The organism is Erythrobacter sp. JB1-4, from assembly GCF_057365025.1.
In genome coordinates this window covers 1,115,802-1,135,572 of the sequence record NZ_CP200292.1, presented here as the reverse complement: position 1 = coordinate 1,135,572, position 19,771 = coordinate 1,115,802, and the positions used below count along the sequence as shown (strand labels likewise).

The following is a 19,771-nucleotide window of genomic DNA, read 5'->3' as shown; positions in this document are numbered from 1 at the left end:
GCACGAATTGATGTCTGAGCGCGGCTTTGCAAAGTTCTCAGCACGCGAGGCCGCGCGCCGGGCGGGCTACACAGTTGGCACGATTTACAACGTCTTTGGCGGGCTCGATAACTATCTCATCGCCATCAACAGCGAGACATTTCGGCAGTGGTCGCGGTGGCTTGAGGCGGCATTGGCCAAAGCATCGGATGATCCCACGGCGCGTATTGAGGCGCTTGTCAGGGCCTATTTTGGATTTGCTGAAACGCACCGCAATGCCTGGATGGCGATTTATGATCACCGGATCGATCGCTCGATTGAAATTGCACACGAAGATGGTCTGGCGCGCGAAAGCTTGACCGGAATTGTCGATCGCGAAGTGAGCATGACGCTTGGCCTTACCGATGAAGATCAGGCACGCCGATTGGTGCGATCCTTGATTGCGACCGTTCACGGCCATTGTGCACTCTGGCTGACGGGGAGTTTTGCATTGATGCAAGAAGAGGACCCCGCAGGCCAAGCTCTTGCGCGTGTTCAGGAGGTCCTCGCAAGCCATCGCGCCTAAGCTCTTCTCAATCCAACGATTGGGGTGATGACCTCCTGCAAACTCCGCGCTATTGTTTGGTGTAAAGGGAATGGGTGAATGGTGTCACGTAAAGCTGGACCGGGTGTTTTGATCGGCTGTTTGGTTGCATTGTTTGTCGCCTGGGCAATGCCAATTGCCGCTTCGCCAGCCGAGGCGACACAAGCTGAACCGGCGCAAAACGATCGCGCACAGGTAAACCCTGTTCCCAAACCCAATTTCCAGCTTCGCTCTTTGGTTGACGGGGTGGATGAAGGGTCTGACGGACCTCAACTCGTCTATTCCGAAATGACAATTGCGATCAATCAGCACGGCTCTCTGGCTGAGTTCACGATTGATGCCACAATCCTCAATCCATCCGACGATGAGGTGGAGGCAAATTTCACGATGCAATTGCCCCGCGACGGGGTGGTGACCGGCTATTCGCTTAACATTGGAGAGGCGATGATCCCGGGCAGCCTCATTGACCAACCCAAAGCGCAGCAAGTCTACGAAGATGAAGTTCGCGGCAATATTGACCCCGGCCTTGCCGAAATCACCAGCACCAATTCTTTCTCCGCACGCATCTATCCCATAGCGGCGGAAGGCTCCCGGCGCATTTCACTCACCTTTGTGACGCCGGTTGATCCACACAAAGGATTGATCTTGCCTGTCAGTACTGGCGTCCCGATTGGCGTATTGCGGGTCAAGGCGAAGGCAACAGGCCTTGCACGCGCACCCGCCCTGCAGGTTGGACATGGCGGCGACGTCACATTTGAGCGCGATGGCAGGGTTTGGCGCTCGCAGGCGTTTGTCAGGTCCGACACTGTCCTTTCAGGTGACCTTACGCTCAAAGACCTTGCACCGCGCAGCACAGCGTTGGGCGCTGTGCATTCTGGTGGGAAAGCCTTCTTCACTGTTACCGACCAAGTGACCCCTGCCCCCTTGGATGAGGAGCCGCTCCAATCGGTGCGGGTCTATTGGGACACTTCGCGTTCGCGCATGGATGGTTTGGTGGAGGATGAGATTGCGCTGCTGTCGCAGTTCGTGGCGCAAACCGGATCGCCTGCGTTGACCCTTGTTCGGTTCGCCAGCGGTGAGCCCAATGTGACGCAGATTGCCTCTGCGGATGGGGACCGCCTTCAGGCCGTCCTAACCTCAACCAATTATCGCGGCGCGACCAGCTTTGCAGGCCTCGGAGAGCTTAATCTGCCTCCCGCCGATATCTGCTTGATCTTCACCGATGGCGGGGTGACTTTGGATCACACAGCCCAGTTTGCCCCTGATTGTGCGATGCAAATCATCGCCTCCGGCCCCACTGTGGACGGCGCAAGGCTTGCCCGGATTGCCTCTGATACCGGCGGTCAAAGCCTGACCCTTACCAAAGACAATGCGCAAAGCGTTCTATCCGCAATGCTTAAGCGACCGCTTAGCGTTGCAAGGGTTACCGACAAAGGCGGTGCGCGCCTCAAGCACCGGGCCTTCTTTGGCGAGGATGGCCATTTCACTTTGATCGCAGAGCTCGGCAATTGGCGCGAGGTCAATGTGCGCTTTGCGGGCGCGCGCAAAGGAGAATGGCGCAAGCGATATCTGGTCAACGCAGCAAGCGAAGCGGACCACGATGCAGCCGGCGCATTGTGGGCATCGCAGGAGGTCTCAAGGCTTGCTGATGATCCGGCTGACCGGGCAAAGATGGAGCGGATCTCACAAGAATTCCAAGTCGCAAGCCCGACGATGGCGTTTCTCGTGCTTGAAGAGCCGGGGCAATATGTGCGCGCCGAAATCACTCCGCCCCAAGGGTTTGATGCAGATTGGATGGAAGATTTTGCGCAAGAAAAGGCGCAATTTGATGCCGAAGCGAAAACCGCACGCGATCAGCGCTTTGAGTTTGTTTTAGCACAATGGGGCAAAACGCGGGACTGGTGGGCAAGCGAATTTGACACAAAGGCAGTCATGCGCAGAGCCAACACTCAGGCAATTGTTGCAGGCGAAAGCAGCGACCCAGCCGATAGTGAAACCGGCGCCGGGGCCATTGATGTGGTGGTCTCTGAGGCGAGCGAGGAGGCGGTACTTTACGAAAGTGAGCCTCTCGCTTCCCCATCACCAGCGCCGCCTCCACCATCTGCTTTGGCGCAGGTCCCTGCTGACGTTGATGAAGCTGCCGCGGACGAGGTTGGAAATAATATCGTCGTGACCGCCAGCCGGCGCGCAGATGACCTTCAGGAAACGCCATTGTCGGTGAATTCTTTCACCACCCAAGATATGGAAGGGGCAAACGTCGAGGTGACATTGGCCGATGTTCTTTCTGATCAGCCCTATCTAAGGGCGCTTGACGAAGCGGATGCATCCGAGCGCCTTAAGGTCCTGTCTGAGCAGGAGAAAATCTTCGGTACGGTGCCTGCGTTTCACCTTGATGTGTCAGAATGGTTCCGCCTCAAGGGGCAAACAGCGCTCGCGAAGCAATTGCTGCTCTCAGCGCTCGATGTCCCCTCCAGCGATGATGAGACGACGCTGATTGTCGCCTTCCGACTGGAACGCGAAGGCGATTATGACACAGCCATCGCCCTGCTTGAACGGCTTGCGGTGGTGATCGATTACCGCCCACAGCCCCGGCGTACTCTTGCCCTTAGCCTTGCTGCAAGAGCCAGAACCAATCTGGGTAAGGCCAATCAGGCCCGCGAACGCCGCGACGATTTGGAGCGGGCCTTTGAACTTTTGCGCGACGTCATTCTCGAGCCTGCAGATGGTCGCTATAACGGGCTCGAAACTGTTGCTTTGATGGAGCTGAATTCGCTCATCCCGCTGATCGAAGATGCAGGTGGCAAGTGGTCAATCGATGAACGCCTCGTGGCAAAGCTTGATACCGATGTGCGCATCGTCATTGAATGGACCGCCGCTGATGCAGACCTTGATTTGTGGGTCAAGGAACCGTCTGGTGAGCAGGCCTCTTACAGCAATCAGCGCACGCAATTGGGCGGTAAGGTTTCTGATGATATGACCAGAGGGTATGGGCCTGAGGAATATGTCCTTCGCGATGCCTTTGCCGGCGAATACTCGGTGAGGGTGCAAGGGTTTAGAGGAGACCGCATCAACCCCAACGGGCCCGGCCGTGTCATGGTTCGCCTGATACAGAATTTTGGCCGCGACAATCACGCTGAGCAATTGATCGATGCCGAGGTTGGCTTTGACCGCAGCAATAGCCGCGAAAACGACCGCGTCGTTGCCGCGATACAGGTTGAGTAGACCGCGAGGCGCGCCTGAAGAGTGTGGCGCCGATAGCATTGCCCCCTCGGGTGCGATCTGTGTCGTGTAAGTCTGGGAAAATTGGTGCGGTCGAGGTGTAGGTCAATATCAAGCAAGACTATGACATTAAATACAAAAGTGTCTACATGGAGCTTTGGACCGTCTTTTGACCCACCCTCCTCAAAGAACGAGATCGTGAACGTCGCCTTCCGGCTCAATTCTCATTGTCATTGAAGGTTGGATATTGGTGGCGAAAGCGGGCCTTGCGCTCTCGCTCCCCGCTCAGCCGGTTCTGATACGGTTTTCAATACAGCTCATTGTGACTGCTCCAAGGTAGATTAGCGCCAATTGCCGTCGAAAGCGCTCAACACCGGCCAAGATTTGTCTGCCGGGTTTCGTTTGAAAAGGTTGTTCCTGTCGTCAAGACACACCTTCCGTCATCAAGCGAAATCACCTTGTCAAAGACCACGGACCCCTTGGGAAGGCTCTCAACATAAACAACCACACGAACGCTGTTACGCGCAGCATGGGGTATCACCACCTGCCGTTTCTGACCTAAAAGAACCAAACTCTCTTCAGCGGCGCGCGCCCAGAGCTTGCCCGGCTCCTGAAAATATACTTTGTAATGAACCGAAAGCACGCTGTTTTGAAAAAGTGTAAGAACTACAGGTGGCTTAATCGCGGGAACGGGCGGCGTGGTTGTTTTTGGAACAGGCGCGGTTGTTTGGGGAGACTGAGATGCAACATCTAGAATGTCGGTGCCATCAAGCTTTTTGACGCTCCACTGTGCAGACCACCAGGTTTGACTAACACCTTCTGCCACCAATTCGCCGTTTTGGATGTGGAGGGACGCATCATTGTAGAGATTTCTAATTCGGACGAACGGTTCGTTCTCCACCGCCTCGACTGCCCACATCGCACGCTGATCATTTTCCTCGATATCGGTTGATAATCGAACCGGGCCACTGCCATTTGAGTTGACCAGATAGGTCTCGTTCCAGCGATTGCGAATTCGGAAGCAACACAATCCAACTGGTTCAAGAACCCATTGCGCGCCCCAATATCCATCGGGGGCAGCGCGGGTAATCGCCGTGATGCGATCGGCTGTGTCTATTCTTTGATCGGGTTTCCAGCGGTTTTCGAACCGATGCAAGCCGAATGCTGCGACCGACTCATCAAAATCCGGTTTCCAATCCGCCGGTTTGGTTGCCGGCGGGGAGCTTTTCGGTGGAGCGCTGGCGACTATTGGTGGCCGCGAGCTTGGCGGCTGAGCCGTGGGCACGCGCGGCAGGGGTGTTCGACCCGTATTGCCACCCGTGTTTGTTGGAGTGCTCGGCCTTGGATCACGTTCTTCTGCCGCAACCCTTGGCGCAGTCTTGGTTTCCCATGGCGCGCGCGGCTCACCTTGCTGGCCACCTTGCGAATTGTTGCGCGGCGGGTTGCTCGCCCACGCCGTGTTTGCCGATGGATTGTTGGGATCAAACCCGATGATCCCGAGCGCCAACAAAACGCGGCCATCGGTGCGCGCCGTTAGACCGCCAAACTCACGGTTGCGGCCAATATCAATAGTGCGGCGTCCATCGAAGTTACGAGAGAACACGCCATAGCCTTGTACGTTGGTGCTGACTTGCACGCCGCCAAGCGCGCCATTGCGGCGAGTCCAAAGGTTAATCCGGTTGACCCGTTCGCCCGCGCGCGGCGTAAATTCAAAAGTCTTACCAGCCGCTGACCCCATCGTAGCGGTCCAGGTGGCCTCACCGGTGAAGGGCTCCTGATAGCGCAATTTGATGCCATAAATCTGCCGGTCGCGCGAATTTTCATCCGCATAGATCCGCACCCCAATAATATCAGCACCAGGCGGGACCGTAATAACAGTGTATGTGCCACCCGGAGCGCCATGGGGCCGCGCCAACTCATTCATTCTCGCAATATCGCGCTGCGCATCGTCCCCCCTTTGCGCAGCGGCTGGCAGCGCAAGTGTGAGCAACAGTGCGCAACCGATCACAACGCTGACAAGATGGGCGATTGAACGCGGTGGATTTGCGTTGTTCATGGTGCTCATGAAGGGTTCCTGTTGGTGTATGTTGCTCATTGGCTAGCGGAAGCCGACGAACCACGCCATCACCTGATCAGGTGATGGCGAAGCTGGGCCTACTGGCTTAGAGTTCTGGGAAACCGTCAGATTGGAGCACCGCTTGATTCGTGTCGCGATCATAGAAGACGACCCCATTATGCGACGCTTGCTTGTGGGAGCAGTCGATGGCGCACACGGCATGTCGATCACTGCCCAAGCGGCCAATTTTGCCGATGGCGCTGCGCTTGTGAAGGGCGGCGGCTATGACGTGTTGCTGTGTGATCTTGGCCTGCCCGACGGTAATGGCACCGATTTGATACAGCAGGAATTCGACACCGGGCGCGATACGGACATTCTGGTTGTAACCGTCTTTGCCAATCAAAACAAAGTCATCGAAGCGATTGAGGCTGGTGCGCGCGGCTACTTGTTAAAGGATGAGCGGGTTGAAGACTGCATTGAGGCGATCCGCAACGTTCAAGAAGGCGGGTCGCCAATCAGCCCGATCATTGCCCGCCAATTGCTAGGACAAATTCAGCGCAAGCCATCCCCCGGAGCGCAGGGAGACAACGCCCAGCTTTCGGATCGCGAGCTTGAAGTGCTGAACCTGATCTCACGCGGGTTTTCCAACGCCGAATGCGGGGAATTGCTTGCGATCAGCGGGAACACCGTCGGAACACATATCAAGAAAATCTACCGCAAACTTCAGGTGCACAGCCGAGCAGAAGCGCTCTATGAAGCTTCATCCAAAGGATTGCTGCACAGGCAGTGACTTGCTGCTTGGTATGACCTCAATGCGCTATTTCCTGCTGCTCTTTCTGATTTTTACATGGCCAACCACCGCCTTGGCTAAGCCGGATCAAGATGCCTCGGGAATGATTGAATTCACCCAAGGTGAATATGCCATCACTTCTGGCACCGCGGCGCCCTTGGATGGTTGGGAGCAGGGCGAGAACCCTCAAATCTATCAACTATTGGGAGCCGATTGGACGTTTGGCGATTACAACGCGATGGTCGGACGCTTCGCATTTGAGGGAAGCACTATACCCGATGGACCGGTCGCGCTTTACCTGATTGGCACCCGCAATCAATTTAAAGTGCACCTGAACGGACAGGAGGTCTTTCGCAATTACGCAGCGTTGGATGATCAGAAACTCTCGTGGAATAGGCCCTATATCATCCGCCTCGGCTCTGATGCTATTAAACCTGGCACAAACGAGCTGCGAATTGAAACCGTCTCACAAGAGGCAATCGGCATCGGGCGCGTCATCATCGGCCCGGCTGACACCGTGCAAAGCTTTTACGCATCGCAGTTTTTCTGGCGCATCACCGCTCCGGAAATCGCCAATTTTTCTATGCTGCTGATCGGAGTTCTGGTCTTTCTATATTGGCTGCGCAGGAGGCACGAAACCGAGCTGTTGTTCCTATCGCTCGCCGCTCTGGTGTGGTTTGTTCGCTATTACCATTACTTCGCAGATCGGGTTCCCTTCGACCCTGCTCTCTTTTCCAGTTTGAGCGAAAATGCCAATTACTATGGGAGCACTTTCACCGCCGCGTTCTACCTTCATTTCCTGAAGTTTCGATACCGCCGCGAGATCACCGCAGGCTTGTTGTGTTTCGGTCTCGCTTTAACGACAGTGTATTACTTCAGCGCCACCAATTTCTATCTCTTCTACCTGCCAACCTTCATCATCACGATTGGGCTGTTCGTGACAGCTCTTATCAATCTGCTGCGCTATCCTGACCTCGAAAACGGTGCTCTGGCATTGGCCATGTTGCTGGCTACGACGTTCGGTTTGACGGATGGCTATCTCGCCTATCGTTATGGCGGGGATGGCAATGCGATTTACCTGTCGGTCTTTACCGGCCTGATATACGCAGTGGCGTTCATCCTTTCCTTGGGTAGCCGAGCAATCGGGGCATTCTACACATCGGAAAAGACAAACGCCCTTTTGGAAAAGGTCGTGGCGGATATGCGCACTGATCTTGCACAAAGTGAAGCCAGCAGGCAGCAATTGGTGGTCGAGACAGCAATCGCCAATGAGCATGGTCGCTTAATGCAGGAGATGCATGACGGCATCGGTTCTAGCCTTATCACCGCGTTGGCTGTCGCGCGCGAACAGGCGATGCCGCAGAGCATAATCCGAACCCTTTCGAAGGCCTTGAACGATCTTAAAATTACGGTGGATTCTGCTGGAACCTGTTGAAGGAGATATTCTGGCCCTTATCGGAAATCTGCGTCACCGAATGGCAGCAGATTTGAAGCATGCTGGGATAGACTGCAAATGGGATGCGCAAGCCTGCCAGCCCTTACCATGGCTGGATGCCACCAATGCTTTGCATGTCCTTCGCATCTTTCAGGAAGCCATTGGCAATGTCCTGACGCATTCCGGCGCGGATAAAATGCAAATTGGATGTGTCGAGAAAGAGCGTGGCGGACAGCTCGGCATAGAGGCCTATGTAGCAGACAATGGTGTTGGATTTGATGTAATGGCCAGGTCAGCGGGCAAAGGCCTTGAAAATATGAAATCCAGAGCCCGATCACTGCAAGGCGAACTCAAAATCAAAACGAACAAGAAGGGCGCAACGACCATATCGCTATGGCTGCCCTATTCTCGTGGGCAGCAACCCTGAGCGCGGTGTCGACCCTTTTTAAAGAGTCAGACATGGTCAAAGGTCCAAAACGCTCGGGAAACTGAGCATACATCGCATCGTCGTTGCGCAGGTGACCCTAGGTTTCAGCGTATAACGCAGGGCCAAATTTCGAGCTGGGAGGTGTCCGAAGGGACTGCAATTCTCGCCTGAAAATCAGAGCGCATCGCGAAGGCCCATGCGATAGATCCCAAAGGGAATGGCCGTTTGTGATTGGGCTGTCGCGACCCTGGTAAACCCTATGCGCTCATAGAGCGAAAGCGCTGCCTCCATCATTTCATTTGTGTGCAAAGCGATCGTTGAAACCCCGCTTTCCTTGGCGATTGAGATACACTTTGCGGTCAGCAATCGACCATATCCATTTCCTCTAAATGCCGGATCAACCACTAGCATTCTGATAAGAGCCCAGTCTTCCTGAAAATACTCTGCGCGCGGACTGCCCGGAGGCATGTATCCAACAGCACCAGCGATCGACGCCTGTGTCTGCAACACAAAGATGGTCCCTGTTCGCGCAAGGGCTGCCATATTGCCGATGGAGACCCGGGTTTTCGGCCAATCAGGATAGTGATGTTGGTACTGTGACCATGATCGCACAGCGAGCGCGTTGACCGTTTCGGTGTCAGCTGCGGTAAACTCTCGAATGATCACTCAGGCCTCCTATGCATCAGCTGGATGGCCTGTCAGCTCAACCAAATAGCTGGTGATCATTGAGGTTAGCTGTCGTTCGATTGACCCTTGGGTCACCAAATTTCGCTGCGCCTCGAGTGCTGTTGAGAGCGTCCCATCAATCGCGCCGAACAAGACAAAGGCTATCTCATCGAAATTGGGTATATCCGCTGTCCGAGGGCGGGTCGCCAAATGTTCAGCGATCGTGCCGATGACGACCGAGCGATAGTTTGCAAGCCAGGAACTGCCTTTTTGATTGGCGTTAAAGGCGACTAAGGCTGTGTAGAGTTTGGGATCAACCATGCGGGCATTGATATGAGCCTGCACGAACATGCTGACCGTTTCGCGGATGGTGCTTCCTCTTGTTAGAACCCCCGTTTCGCGCACGGTCTCTATCAAACGCTCCTCGTAGCGGCGGCTGATCTCGCTTAGCAGCGCCTCCTTGTTCTCAAAATATTGGTATAGCGATCCGATGCTCACTCCGGCGCGCTGTGCAACATCATTTGTCGTAAAACTCGAAAAGTGCCGTTCGCTCAAAATGTGAGCAGTTGCGGTCAGGATGGTCTCAACTGTCGCGCGGGAGCGTTCCTGGCGGGGCTTTTTTAGCATCGCGCTGACCCATTCCTTCCTAAGTGAGCTCGGTCCGCTGAAATGCGAATAGACATATGAGCAATTACTCATATTATTCTCATATGAAGTTTGCAAGCAATTCAATAGCGCGAAGGCCCACCGCAATTTCGGGCGTAGGGAAGGGAGCGTGATGATCGTTCGTCAGCTAAGGCAAGCCGACCACGATGAATGGCGTTCTCTCTGGGCCTCATACTTAGAGTTTTACCAAGTCGAGCTTGATGATGACGTCTACGACACGCTTTGGCAGCGCCTTCATCTCGCTGACCGCTACGAGCCGCAGGGTTTGGTTGCCGATAATGGAGGTCAGCTTGTCGGCCTTACCCATTTTGTGGTGCAGCGGCATGTTTGGCGCAAAGAATGTGTGACCTACATCTCGGATATCTTCGTTGATCCATGCGTGCGCGGAGGGCGCTTGGGCGAAAGGCTGATTGAGTCCGTTTACGAGCGCGCTGACGCACTAGGTGCACCTTATGTGTATTGGGCAACCGATCACGACAATGCCTCTGCCCGCAAGCTCTATGACCGAGCAGGCTTTCTTACAAAATCGATCCTCTACCGCCGGTTTGAAGGTCGGCTTTAAGAACGTGAAGGACCGCGATTGATGCAACTTGATCGACGAAATTTCTTGGGCGGGTCAGCGGCTCTTGCAACGCTGCCAATCTCGACCCAGCTGTCCGCAAGCGTGGCACGGGCCGAATACGCTGTGGTCGCTGATGCTGCACACGAGATGGTCGCCCAAAAATACACACCCGGCCTTGCAATCGCCGTGATGCGCGAGGGGGATCTGGAGTATTCAGGCAGTTTCGGCTCAGCCAATCTGGAGACAGAAACACCGATCAGCGGAAGCTCTGTCTTCAAAATCGCTTCGATCACAAAGCAGATGACGGCCGCCTCTATTCTGCTGCTTCAGGAAGACAATAAGTTGCACGTGGAAGATCGGTTGTCGCAGTACATACCCGACTTTCCTAGAGCTAGTGAAATCACGCTCTATCAGCTCGCCACTCACACCGCTGGCCTTGGAAGCTTCAACCGGTTGCCGACCCGAAGCGAAGATCGGAGGCGCGATTATGACGATGCGAATTATCTTGATCTGATGAAGCGCACCGATCCCCTGTTTGTCGATGAACCGGGAAATGCTGAGCGGTACAGCAACACCGATTACGGGCTCTTGGGGATCATTATCGGCCGCGTGTCGGGAATGCATTACTCCGAGTTTTTCCAACGGCATCTGTTTGACAGGCTTGGCCTCAGCAAGACCCGATTTGACAACGCGTATGAAGTCATACCGGGGCGTGTTTCAGGATACACACCCAATGCTTCGCAGCCCAGCGGCTTTGAGCGTGCAAGGTACACCTCGCCCAGTTACCCGGGGCCTTCAGGAGGAGTCGTTTCCACGACAGAGGATTTGTGCAACTGGCATCGCGGGCTTGTGTTCGGCGGGCTTCTCAGGCCTGAAAGCCGGGACATGATGACCGCGCCCGTCCAACTGCCAAGCGCTGTCTCTCATTACGGTATGGGGGTGCGTTCCCGGTTTTCACGAACCCCGTTCGAGGGGCGCAATGTCGTCTCGCATGGAGGACGCATCTTCGGTTTTGCCACTGACTTGTGGAGCTTTCCGGAAAAGGGTGTGACGGTCGCTACCTTGTTAAACTCCGATGGGGGCGATCTTGAGGACTTTGGCAGACGATTTGATGGGGTAAGGGATCCAGCCACACAAATCGGGTTGCGGGAGTTTCAAAGCTAGCCGCTTTGCGTGCCAGTGAGAGCATTAAGGTTGCGATTGAACGGGATTGCTTATGTCGAAATGGAAAGTTTGGTCACTGAGAGTTCTCGTCTCTGTGTTCTTGTTGTTCATACTGGCTTTAGTTCTTGATTACCTGAAACCGTCTGTCGATCCTGAACTGCATGACAAGCTCGTGCTTGCTTTAGCCGAAGACGCAGAGCAGATCATTGACAGCGAGAGGCAAAAGCTCGGGATAACCGCCTTGAGCGTGACCGAAATCGTAGCCGATGGAGAACCGAAATCGCTTCATTTTGGACGCGCGGAAGAAGACGGGTTGATGCAAGTCGCCAGCCTTTCCAAAGCGGTCGCAGCTGCGGTGGTGCTAAATGTTGCCGAAGAGCGCGGCGTTGGCCTTGATGATGATATTCGCGCGCAGATAACATCGCTCGATATCGCTGCACTGCAAGGTGGTACAAGGCCTGTCACTTTGCGCCAATTGCTGTCTCACACTTCAGGCGCCTCGCAGTCATTTTACCTTGGCTTTGCGCCAGACAGCGGCGCGCTGCCTTCAACCGTGGAGGTGATAAACAGCCCAACGCGTTTCTATGAATCCCAATTGGAATTTGATGGGATACCGGGTGAATATCGTTATTCAGGAGGCGGTTTTATGATTGCGCAATTGTGGGTGGAGGATGTCTTAGACCAACCCTTCGCAATGGCGGCCAAAGAACGCATTCTTGATCCGCTCGGTATGAGCAACAGCACTTTTGAACAGCCAGCATCACGATCCGATTACCCTGCTTTGAATCTAATAGGCGCTGATGCGGGTTTTGACCCTACAGAAGGGGTGTTCCGCTCTGTTAAAGATGGTTGGAACCGTTATCCTGAACAAGCAGCCGCCGGGTTGTGGTCGACATCATCAGACTATGCCCGTTTTGTTGCCGCACTGATGGACAGCGCGGCAGGCGATGGCGGCATCATTTCCGGGGCCATAGCTGCTGCGATGATCGATCCGTTTGTGGAAACGGGGTATGATCGAGGGACCCATTATGGATTGGGGACGATGCTCAACCTCAATGCTGACGGGACGCTGCACTCTGTGTCGCATGGTGGTGCAAATCTTGGGTATCGGGCGTACTTCATCGCTCGGCCTGAAACGTCCAAAAGCCCGCAGCACGTCGTAGTCGTTCTGGGGAACACCGCGAGCGCCGCACGGCTGAACCGGGTGATCGGACCAGCGCTCTTAGATCGGTAACTGCTATTGGATCGTCCCAATCTGTTTTGGATTGAGCGATCTTGGCCTGCATTTGTGTGAGCGCATTGAATTTCCTGCCGCAAAGGCGGCGCTGTGTTCAGCTATGTCAGGAAAGAAATGGTGCGGTCGAGAAGACTCGAACTTCCACGGGCGTTAGCCCACAACGACCTCAACGTTGCGCGTCTACCAGTTCCGCCACGACCGCACTCTTTGTAGGTAGGGCTGCAAGACCGGCTCGCTGCCCCTGGTAGGAGCGGGCCACTAGCAAGGGGTACGGCCTCGCGCAAGGCCTTTGATGGCTTTCGCGGCATCAAGGGAGCTGCCGGGCAGCTAAGAGCCCGCTGCGAGGCCGCTAAGAGGCCGCTGCGAGGTGGATGATTAACGTTTCAAGGGCCCGTGTCCCGGATTGGGATCAGGTTTCTAACGGACTTGCGAGAATGGTGAATGGCTCAGTAACCTTATTGCATGAGCCTCACCGCTGCCCTTTTGATTTTTGCACACAGCGCTGCTCCGCAAGTCGGTCAAGCGCCTCAAATCAGAAGCCAGCCAGCCGCTGTAAAGCCGGTCGCTGTTCAGGCCCGTGCGAGCGCCCGCATTGTTCGCTCAGCTAGCATCGATTTTGCAAACTTCGACAAAATCGCAAACCAAGTCCCGGACGCATCAGCGCGCGAAACACAGCGCAGCCGCGATGCCAATGGCACACCTTGGGTGGAATTCAGCTAAGACACTTTCAAGTAGAGTTGAGCCAGATCAGCTTGGCGACCAACCGATTTCTGCAGCTTGAGCCGATGGCGGAATATCTGTGATAGCCTCGGTCACATTCAAGCTTTCGCCAGGGGCGAGCTCTCGTTTTGCAGGGACCACTTCGACCGAATAAACATTCTTCTCACGCGCATCGCGGAACACGACAAGAAGGCTTGGCACGGACACGCCTTGTTCACCCACATTATTGATCGAGCCGCGCACCTGGAAAATCTCTTCCCCGCTCTCCAACACCTCTTTGCGCTGATCGCCGGCGGGAAAATCGAGTTCAAGGTCAGTTTGGCCGATCCCAAACTCGGGCCGTTGAATTGGCACCCAATCAGGCAGGCCATAGAAATTGGCGGCAACCACTGTGCCCGTCGCTAAAACCGCGAACACACCAGCGGCAATGGTCCACATTTTGAGACTGTTGCGTTTGCGGGTGAAGGGCGGGCGATAATCAAAACTGGAATCGTCTTCTGAAAAGTCGGCATCATAGCCGTCATCATCGAAGGCGGCGTCCATATCGCCTACCTGATCGCTGGCCCGATCGCCGGCCTCATCGCTGGCCTCATCAAAATACGGATCATCGCCTTCGCCCGCGAGAGGATCGCTGGTTGCCTCTTTGGGGGCGTCATCATCTGCCACCGGTATGCTTGGGCTCGTGGGTTGCGAAGGTGGCTCTACCGGAGGAGCCTTTGCATGATCTTCGCTGCGCCAATGATCGACCGATGGCGCAGGCGCATCAGCCCCCTTTGCCCGAGCAGTGTCGCGTGATGGCGCGGTTGGCGCTTGCGCTGGGCTTGCAGCTGCTGCGGGCGTCTTGGTCGGTGCCGCAGGCTTCGCGTCCAACTCAGCCTCTTTCTCAAGAGGCAATTCAACCGATTGGGGATCTTGAAACCAGCTGTGCTTGCATTTGGCGCAGCGCACAGTGCGTCCTTCCGGCCCGATAGCTGTTTCGGGTACGGCATAGCGTGTTCCGCAAGCAGGGCAGGAGATGATCATGGTGAGCAATTGCATGAATCAGCCATCGCTAAGGCACAAGGGCTTTGCGCAGTGCACGCGGCAAAACATGCTCTTTTTCCACATAGAAGCGCTATTTGAGGACGCAGCCTGCCCGAAATGCCGGGATAAGGCCGTGCCAATGGGCTTCCCCAAGCCACCGTGCGCTGATAAATCCACTCCTCATGAACGACAGGCCGTCAGAAATCGTCAAGTTCGACAATGTCGGCCTTCGCTATGGGACCGATCCCGAAGTGTTGTCCGATGTGTCTTTCACCTTGTTTCCGGGCAGCTTTTATTTCCTTACCGGTGCAAGCGGGGCGGGTAAGACCAGCCTGCTGAAGCTGCTTTACCTGTCACAGCGCCCTTCGCGCGGCTCTATTCGCATGTTCGGCAAGGACCTGATCACCAGCCCGCGTGACAAATTGCCCGATTTTCGAAGGCGGCTGGGCGTTGTGTTCCAGAACTTCCGACTGGTGCAGCATCTGTCGGCGTTTGATAATGTTGCGCTGCCTTTGCGCCTTGCAGGAACTGACGAGGGCAAGGTGATGCGTTCGGTCACTGATATGCTCGAATGGGTGGGGCTTGAGCACCGGATGCACGCCATTCCAGAGACGATGTCTGGCGGTGAGCAGCAGCGGGTCGCGATTGCACGCGCTGTTATTGCTCGCCCGCAAATCCTGATCGCGGATGAGCCAACGGGCAATGTTGACCCGGAAATGGCGCTTAAGCTGTTACGATTGTTTGAAGCGCTCAATCACCGTGTGGGGACGACCGTGATCGTTGCCACTCACGATGTGCACCTTCTTAAAAAGGTGCCCGAATCGCTCATTATGCGCCTCAATAAGGGGCGCTTGTCTGATCCCACAGGAGCCTTGCGTTATCCGCCTGCGCCAAAGACGAGGCGTGCGAACGATGGTCCGGGGGCGGGCAAATGAACACGCCTCCGGTGCCTGATGGGTCCTTGGCTTTGCCAGATGATGATTTGCGCGTCACAGGTGATTTGTCCGCCAACCTGTCTCCTCCTGCACGCCTGAGTGGACCGATCCCTTGGGTGATTGCCATTCTGATCGCTTTGGTGGTGATCGCCGCAGCAGGCGGGCTTTCCCTGCGCAATCTTGCCGACAATGCGCGCGCTGATCTTGCCGATGCGGTGACGGTTCAGATTATCGAGGCCGATGGTGAAGCGCGCAGCATCCAGGCACAGGCCGCAGCAGACGCATTGGGAGGCAATCCGATCGTCACATCGGTGCGCGTGGTTCCAGAAGATGAACTGCAAGAATTGCTTGAGCCTTGGCTTGGCTCTGGCGCGGCGAGTGACAGTGTGCCGATCCCGGCTCTTATTGATGTTGAACTGTCGCAAAGGGCGTCGGCTGATGAATTGGAACAATTGCAATCCGCCCTTGATAGCGCGTTACAGCCCCTGGGAGGGTCTGCCCGCGTGGATGCGCAGTCACAGTGGCTAAGGCCGGTCTACGATGCTTTATCAGCGCTGCAATATCTGGCGCTTGGCCTGATCGCTTTGGTCTCGATTGCAACGGCTGCCGCTGTATGGCTTGCCTCGCGCAATGCGTTTATCAATCACCGCGAAACCGTGGAGATTGTCCACCTTCTGGGAGGCACAGACAGCCAGGTCACACAGATGTTTGAGCGTTCCGTTTTGCGCGAGGCGGCGTTTGGCGCGGTTATCGGCCTTCTTATCGGGATAGCAGCGGTGTGGCTTCTTGGTCAGCAATTCGCGAGCCTTGATAGCGGCATGGTGGGCGGCGGCGGCCTGGGCCTTACCGATTGGGCGATCATCGCCACTATTCCCGTAGGAGGCGTCCTGCTTGCGTTGGTCACTGGTCGAATAACGATTGGCCATGCACTAAGGTCTATGTTGTAAGCGACGAATGAAGACCTTCCGCTATATTGCTGCCACGATGCTGATGGTGTGGGCGCTGGGCTTTTTGTGGTTCACCGTTGCTCTGCCTCAACCTGCGGGCGATGAGAGAACCGATGCGGTGATCGTTGCGACCGGAGGGGCGGGCCGCATCGCGCAAGGGTTGGCGGTGCTCGACCAAGGGCATGCCCCGCGCATGCTTGTCACAGGCGTTGACCCGGAGGTGAAACCTGCCGAGTTCGCAGCACAGTTCAACGTCTCTCAAGAGCAAATGGATTGCTGTGTGACGCTCGGTTTTATGGCGGTGGACACGCGCGGCAATGCGACCGAGACGGCGGCTTGGGTAAAGCAGCAGAACCTCAAATCCATCCGCCTCGTCACCACCGATTGGCACATGCGAAGAGCCGCGAGCGAGGTTTCAAGAACGTTGCCAAAAGGCGTCACACTTGTTCGCGATGCGGTTCCTTCTGCTCCAAGTCTTGCCAGCCTCTTTCTTGAATATCACAAGCTTATTGCCAGCTATATTGCAGGCCTTTTTGGATACTGAGTCGCTTCTTTTGGCTTTACTTCGCAATCTCCTGTTTTACCCGCTCTTTTACGGGGTTAGCGCGCTGTTGGTCGTCGCATCGGTGCTCGCTGTGCCTATGGGGCAGGTGGCGCTCAAAGGCGTGGTTGCGCGCTGGGGAGCTTGGCATTTTTGGTGTGTTGAGACCATTCTTGGCATCAAAATCGTGCAAGAGGGCGTAATCCCGGATGAGCCCGTGTTGATTGCGGTCAAGCACGAAAGCTTCTTTGAAGCGATCGATATGCCGCGTCTGTTCAGCTTTCCAACGGTGTTTGCGAAGCGCGAGTTGTTTTGGATACCGGGCTGGGGTTTTTCAGCGAAGGTTTACGGCCTTGTGCCCGTCGCCCGCGACAAAGGCGCGCGTGCTCTTCGCGAGATGATCGCTTTGGCCAAAGTGCGGGTTGGCGAAGGACGGCCGCTTGTCATTTTCCCCGAGGGCACCCGCGTCCCTCATGGGAAAGAGCCCCCGTTGCAATCGGGCTTTGCGGGTATTTACAAGCTTCTAGGGCTTCCGGTGGTGCCGGTCGCGGTGAACAGCGGGCCGTTTTATCACCACATCATCAAGCAGCCGGGTACGATCACCTATAAGGTGGGTGAGACAATCCCCGCAGGCCTGCCGCGCGCCGAGGTGGAGGCCTGCGTGCACCGCGCTATCAATGTGCTCAACACAGGGGAAAGCGTGCCCACAAACGGGATGGCAGCTAGCGCTTAGCTGTGATCCTTGCGCCCAAAATCCGGGCGTTCGTCATCTTGGCCCTGATCGATCACCTCGCGCCTGATTGTTCTGGTGCGGGTGAACAAGTCATGCAAGGTATCACCATCGCCTGATCGGATAGCACGCTGAAGCGATGAAAGGTCTTCGCTAAACCGTCCCAGCACTTCGAGAACTGCGCCTTTATTGTTCAAAAACACATCGCGCCACATCACCGGATCAGAGGCGGCAATGCGGGTGAAATCGCGAAAACCCCCGGCAGAATATTTGATCACCTCAGAGCGGGTGACCTCTTCCAAATCGCTTGCGGTGCCAACGATGGTATAGGCGATAAGGTGCGGTATGTGGCTGGTGACGGCAAGGACCAGATCGTGGTGCTGTGCATCCATCAACTCAACCTTCGCGCCAAGCTTGGTCCAAAAGTCCGACAGCGCGGTGACAGCCCCCTCATCCGCGCCCTCAGGAGGTGTGAGGATGCACCAGCGATTGGTGAAGAGCGAGGAAAAGCCTGCCTCAGGCCCGCTCTGCTCTGTGCCTGCCACAGGGTGGGCCGGGATGATAATATGGCCGGGAAGCGTTTTGGCGAGGGCTTTGGCGACGCTTTCCTTGGATGAACCCACATCCGAGATAATCGCGCCCGGTTTAAGGTGCGGTGCTAAATCGGTTGCAGCCGCTTCCATCGCGCCGACGGGCACGCACAGCACCACCAGATCGGCATCGCGCACCGCCTCACCTGCCGTTTCGCAAACCGTAGTGACGAGGCCTCTTTCCCAAGCGCGTTTCCGAACATCAGGATCGCGGTCATAGCCCTTGGTGGCGATCTTGCCCGCATGTTCCTTGATTGCAAGGCCCACTGACCCGCCAAGCAGGCCCAGCCCGATAATAGCAACGCTTTGAATGGTCATGCGGCCTCTCCGCAAAGCTGGCGAAGGCAGGCTGTTACCGCTTCCATATCATCTGACCGGCCTATCGTAATGCGAAGTGCATCGGGCAGCCCTTGTGAGGGCAAATGCCGCACCGCATAACCTGCCTCAGTCAGAGCATGGAGCGCGCTTTCAGCGGTGACCTCACCCTCAAAGCGAACCAGCACAAAATTCGCCTCGCTCGGCACGCAGGAAAGCCCGTGGTTGCCAAGCGCAGTGATCGCTTCGACGAACTTGGCTCGCTCAATCGAATTGTGCTCCCGGCTGGTTCGCACGAAGTCCTGATCGCCCACTGCCGCAAGCGCTGCATTCTGACCGCTGGTGGTCACATTGAAAGGCCCGCGAATACGGTTCAGCGCATCGATCACATGGGGCGCGCCCGTCGCCCAGCCAATGCGCTCGGCTGCAAGCCCATAGATTTTGGAAAAAGTGCGCGTGACGAGCACATTTTCATGCGCGTCTGCCAGGTCAAAGCCCACAATTTGATGTTCGGGCGCAAGATATTCGCCATATGCCTCATCAAGCACAAACAGCACGTCTTTCGGCAAACCTTTATGCAGACGCTCAACTTCGCTGGGAGGCAGCCATGTGCCGGTGGGGTTGTTTGGATTGGCGAGGAAAACTACACGTGTCTTCTCAGTCACGCCTGCCAAAAGCGCGTCCACATCGGCGGTGAAGTCCGTGTCGGCAACCTCCACCGGCGTCGCTCCGCAGCGCCGCGCAGCGATGTCATAAACGGCAAAGGACCGGCGCGAGAATACGACTTCATCACCGGCACCTGCAAAGGCCTGAACCGCAAGATTGAGGAGCTCGTCAGAACCTGTCCCGCATACAATTCTTGCCGCATCAAGCCCGTGAAGCTCAGCCAAAGCGGTGCGCAAATCCTTGGAATCGGGATCAGGATAAGGCGCTGCGCCGGCGTTAAACCCGCGCGGGCGCTCAAGCTGTTCCAAGGCGGCAATCGAAGAGCCCAAGGGGTTCTCATTGGCAGAAAGCTTTACCAATGGCTTACCGTCGCTGCCCGACGATTTGCCGGGCACATAGGCATGAATGCCAAGGATATAGGGCTTGGGTTCGGGGCGCGCTTGAGTGGTGTTTGCCATAGCGTGGGCTCCGATAACCTCTAACTACGCGCAAGAACAGCCTAATTGACATGGGCCACCCT

19 protein-coding genes and 1 tRNA gene are annotated in these 19,771 nt (G+C 55.9%); 13 read left to right on the top strand and 7 right to left on the bottom strand.

From position 1 onward, the window contains the following. The first annotated feature begins 10 nt into the window (after window positions 1–10). A complete protein-coding gene (locus tag AC0V61_RS05060; RefSeq protein ID WP_486156181.1) occupies window positions 11–544 on the top strand; it encodes a TetR/AcrR family transcriptional regulator in 534 nt (177 codons plus the stop codon). Window positions 545–622: 78 nt separating this feature from the next. Further along, window positions 623–3,784, top strand: coding sequence for a VIT domain-containing protein (locus AC0V61_RS05055; protein ID WP_486156180.1), 3,162 nt, complete (start codon window positions 623–625; stop codon window positions 3,782–3,784). Between the two features lie 364 nt (window positions 3,785–4,148). Here AC0V61_RS05055 and AC0V61_RS05050 read toward each other — a convergent pair whose 3' ends face one another. Continuing rightward, window positions 4,149–5,846, bottom strand: a complete 1,698-nt coding sequence (locus AC0V61_RS05050; protein ID WP_486156179.1) for an RICIN domain-containing protein — start codon at window positions 5,844–5,846, stop codon at window positions 4,149–4,151. Window positions 5,847–6,015: 169 nt separating this feature from the next. On the opposite strand from AC0V61_RS05050, the gene AC0V61_RS05045 reads away from it, so the two are divergent. From AC0V61_RS05045 to AC0V61_RS05035, 3 genes are read left to right on the top strand one after another with little or no spacing between them, the layout of a single operon-like run. Next, window positions 6,016–6,627, top strand: coding sequence for a LuxR C-terminal-related transcriptional regulator (locus AC0V61_RS05045; RefSeq protein WP_486156178.1), 612 nt, complete (start codon window positions 6,016–6,018; stop codon window positions 6,625–6,627). Continuing rightward, window positions 6,590–8,062 carry a sensor histidine kinase gene (locus tag AC0V61_RS05040; RefSeq protein ID WP_486156177.1) on the top strand — a complete coding sequence of 491 codons (1,473 nt, stop codon included), beginning with the start codon at window positions 6,590–6,592 and terminating at the stop codon, window positions 8,060–8,062. Before AC0V61_RS05045 ends, AC0V61_RS05040 begins: the two co-directional genes overlap by 38 nt. A gap of 40 nt (window positions 8,063–8,102) precedes the next feature. Continuing rightward, entirely contained in the window at window positions 8,103–8,489 is a 387-nt protein-coding gene (locus tag AC0V61_RS05035; RefSeq protein ID WP_486156176.1) for a sensor histidine kinase, read from the top strand. A gap of 174 nt (window positions 8,490–8,663) precedes the next feature. On the opposite strand, the gene AC0V61_RS05030 is transcribed toward AC0V61_RS05035, so the two are convergent. Beyond that, complete coding sequence (locus AC0V61_RS05030; RefSeq protein WP_486156175.1) at window positions 8,664–9,155, bottom strand: GNAT family N-acetyltransferase; 492 nt, start codon at window positions 9,153–9,155, stop codon at window positions 8,664–8,666. 9 nt (window positions 9,156–9,164) lie between these two features. Continuing rightward, window positions 9,165–9,782 carry a TetR/AcrR family transcriptional regulator gene (locus AC0V61_RS05025; protein WP_486156174.1) on the bottom strand — a complete coding sequence of 206 codons (618 nt, stop codon included), beginning with the start codon at window positions 9,780–9,782 and terminating at the stop codon, window positions 9,165–9,167. Window positions 9,783–9,933: 151 nt separating this feature from the next. Here AC0V61_RS05025 and AC0V61_RS05020 point away from each other — a divergent pair, with 151 nt between their 5' ends. From AC0V61_RS05020 to AC0V61_RS05010, 3 genes are read left to right on the top strand one after another with little or no spacing between them, the layout of a single operon-like run. Next, window positions 9,934–10,383, top strand: a complete 450-nt coding sequence (locus AC0V61_RS05020; protein ID WP_486156173.1) for a GNAT family N-acetyltransferase — start codon at window positions 9,934–9,936, stop codon at window positions 10,381–10,383. A 21-nt stretch (window positions 10,384–10,404) separates the two neighbouring features. Continuing rightward, complete coding sequence (locus AC0V61_RS05015; protein WP_486156172.1) at window positions 10,405–11,547, top strand: serine hydrolase domain-containing protein; 1,143 nt, start codon at window positions 10,405–10,407, stop codon at window positions 11,545–11,547. A gap of 52 nt (window positions 11,548–11,599) precedes the next feature. Beyond that, on the top strand, window positions 11,600–12,781 hold the full coding sequence (locus AC0V61_RS05010; protein ID WP_486156171.1) for a serine hydrolase domain-containing protein: 1,182 nt from the start codon (window positions 11,600–11,602) through the stop codon (window positions 12,779–12,781). Window positions 12,782–12,899: 118 nt separating this feature from the next. On the opposite strand, the gene AC0V61_RS05005 is transcribed toward AC0V61_RS05010, so the two are convergent. Further along, window positions 12,900–12,986: transfer RNA gene (locus tag AC0V61_RS05005), tRNA-Leu, on the bottom strand. A 260-nt stretch (window positions 12,987–13,246) separates the two neighbouring features. Here AC0V61_RS05005 and AC0V61_RS05000 point away from each other — a divergent pair. Then, window positions 13,247–13,504: a hypothetical protein gene (locus AC0V61_RS05000; RefSeq protein WP_486156170.1), complete on the top strand. Its 258-nt coding sequence runs from the start codon at window positions 13,247–13,249 to the stop codon at window positions 13,502–13,504. A 27-nt stretch (window positions 13,505–13,531) separates the two neighbouring features. Here AC0V61_RS05000 and AC0V61_RS04995 read toward each other — a convergent pair whose 3' ends face one another. After that, the gene (locus tag AC0V61_RS04995; protein WP_486156169.1) at window positions 13,532–14,542 is read right to left on the bottom strand and encodes a zinc-ribbon domain-containing protein; all 1,011 of its coding nucleotides are present in this window, start codon (window positions 14,540–14,542) and stop codon (window positions 13,532–13,534) included. A 167-nt stretch (window positions 14,543–14,709) separates the two neighbouring features. On the opposite strand from AC0V61_RS04995, the gene ftsE reads away from it, so the two are divergent. Genes ftsE through AC0V61_RS04975 form a run of 4 tightly spaced genes read left to right on the top strand, consistent with a single transcriptional unit; the run spans window position 14,710 to window position 17,683 of the window. Continuing rightward, window positions 14,710–15,462 (top strand): cell division ATP-binding protein FtsE, encoded by a 753-nt coding sequence (gene ftsE / locus AC0V61_RS04990; protein ID WP_486156168.1) that lies wholly within the window; start codon window positions 14,710–14,712, stop codon window positions 15,460–15,462. After that, a complete protein-coding gene (locus AC0V61_RS04985) occupies window positions 15,459–16,409 on the top strand; it encodes a cell division protein FtsX (RefSeq protein WP_486156167.1) in 951 nt (316 codons plus the stop codon). Before ftsE ends, AC0V61_RS04985 begins: the two co-directional genes overlap by 4 nt. A 7-nt stretch (window positions 16,410–16,416) precedes the next feature. Further along, complete coding sequence (locus AC0V61_RS04980) at window positions 16,417–16,953, top strand: YdcF family protein (RefSeq protein ID WP_486156166.1); 537 nt, start codon at window positions 16,417–16,419, stop codon at window positions 16,951–16,953. After that, entirely contained in the window at window positions 16,943–17,683 is a 741-nt protein-coding gene (locus tag AC0V61_RS04975; protein ID WP_486156165.1) for a lysophospholipid acyltransferase family protein, read from the top strand. Before AC0V61_RS04980 ends, AC0V61_RS04975 begins: the two co-directional genes overlap by 11 nt. Here the strand turns inward: AC0V61_RS04975 and AC0V61_RS04970 are convergent. Further along, entirely contained in the window at window positions 17,680–18,588 is a 909-nt protein-coding gene (locus tag AC0V61_RS04970) for a prephenate/arogenate dehydrogenase family protein (protein ID WP_486156164.1), read from the bottom strand. The two genes, AC0V61_RS04975 and AC0V61_RS04970, sit on opposite strands and share 4 nt — an antisense overlap. Then, window positions 18,585–19,709 carry a histidinol-phosphate transaminase gene (gene hisC, locus AC0V61_RS04965; protein ID WP_486156163.1) on the bottom strand — a complete coding sequence of 375 codons (1,125 nt, stop codon included), beginning with the start codon at window positions 19,707–19,709 and terminating at the stop codon, window positions 18,585–18,587. The genes AC0V61_RS04970 and hisC overlap by 4 nt, the downstream gene beginning before the upstream one ends. Between the last annotated feature and the right edge of the window lie 62 nt (window positions 19,710–19,771).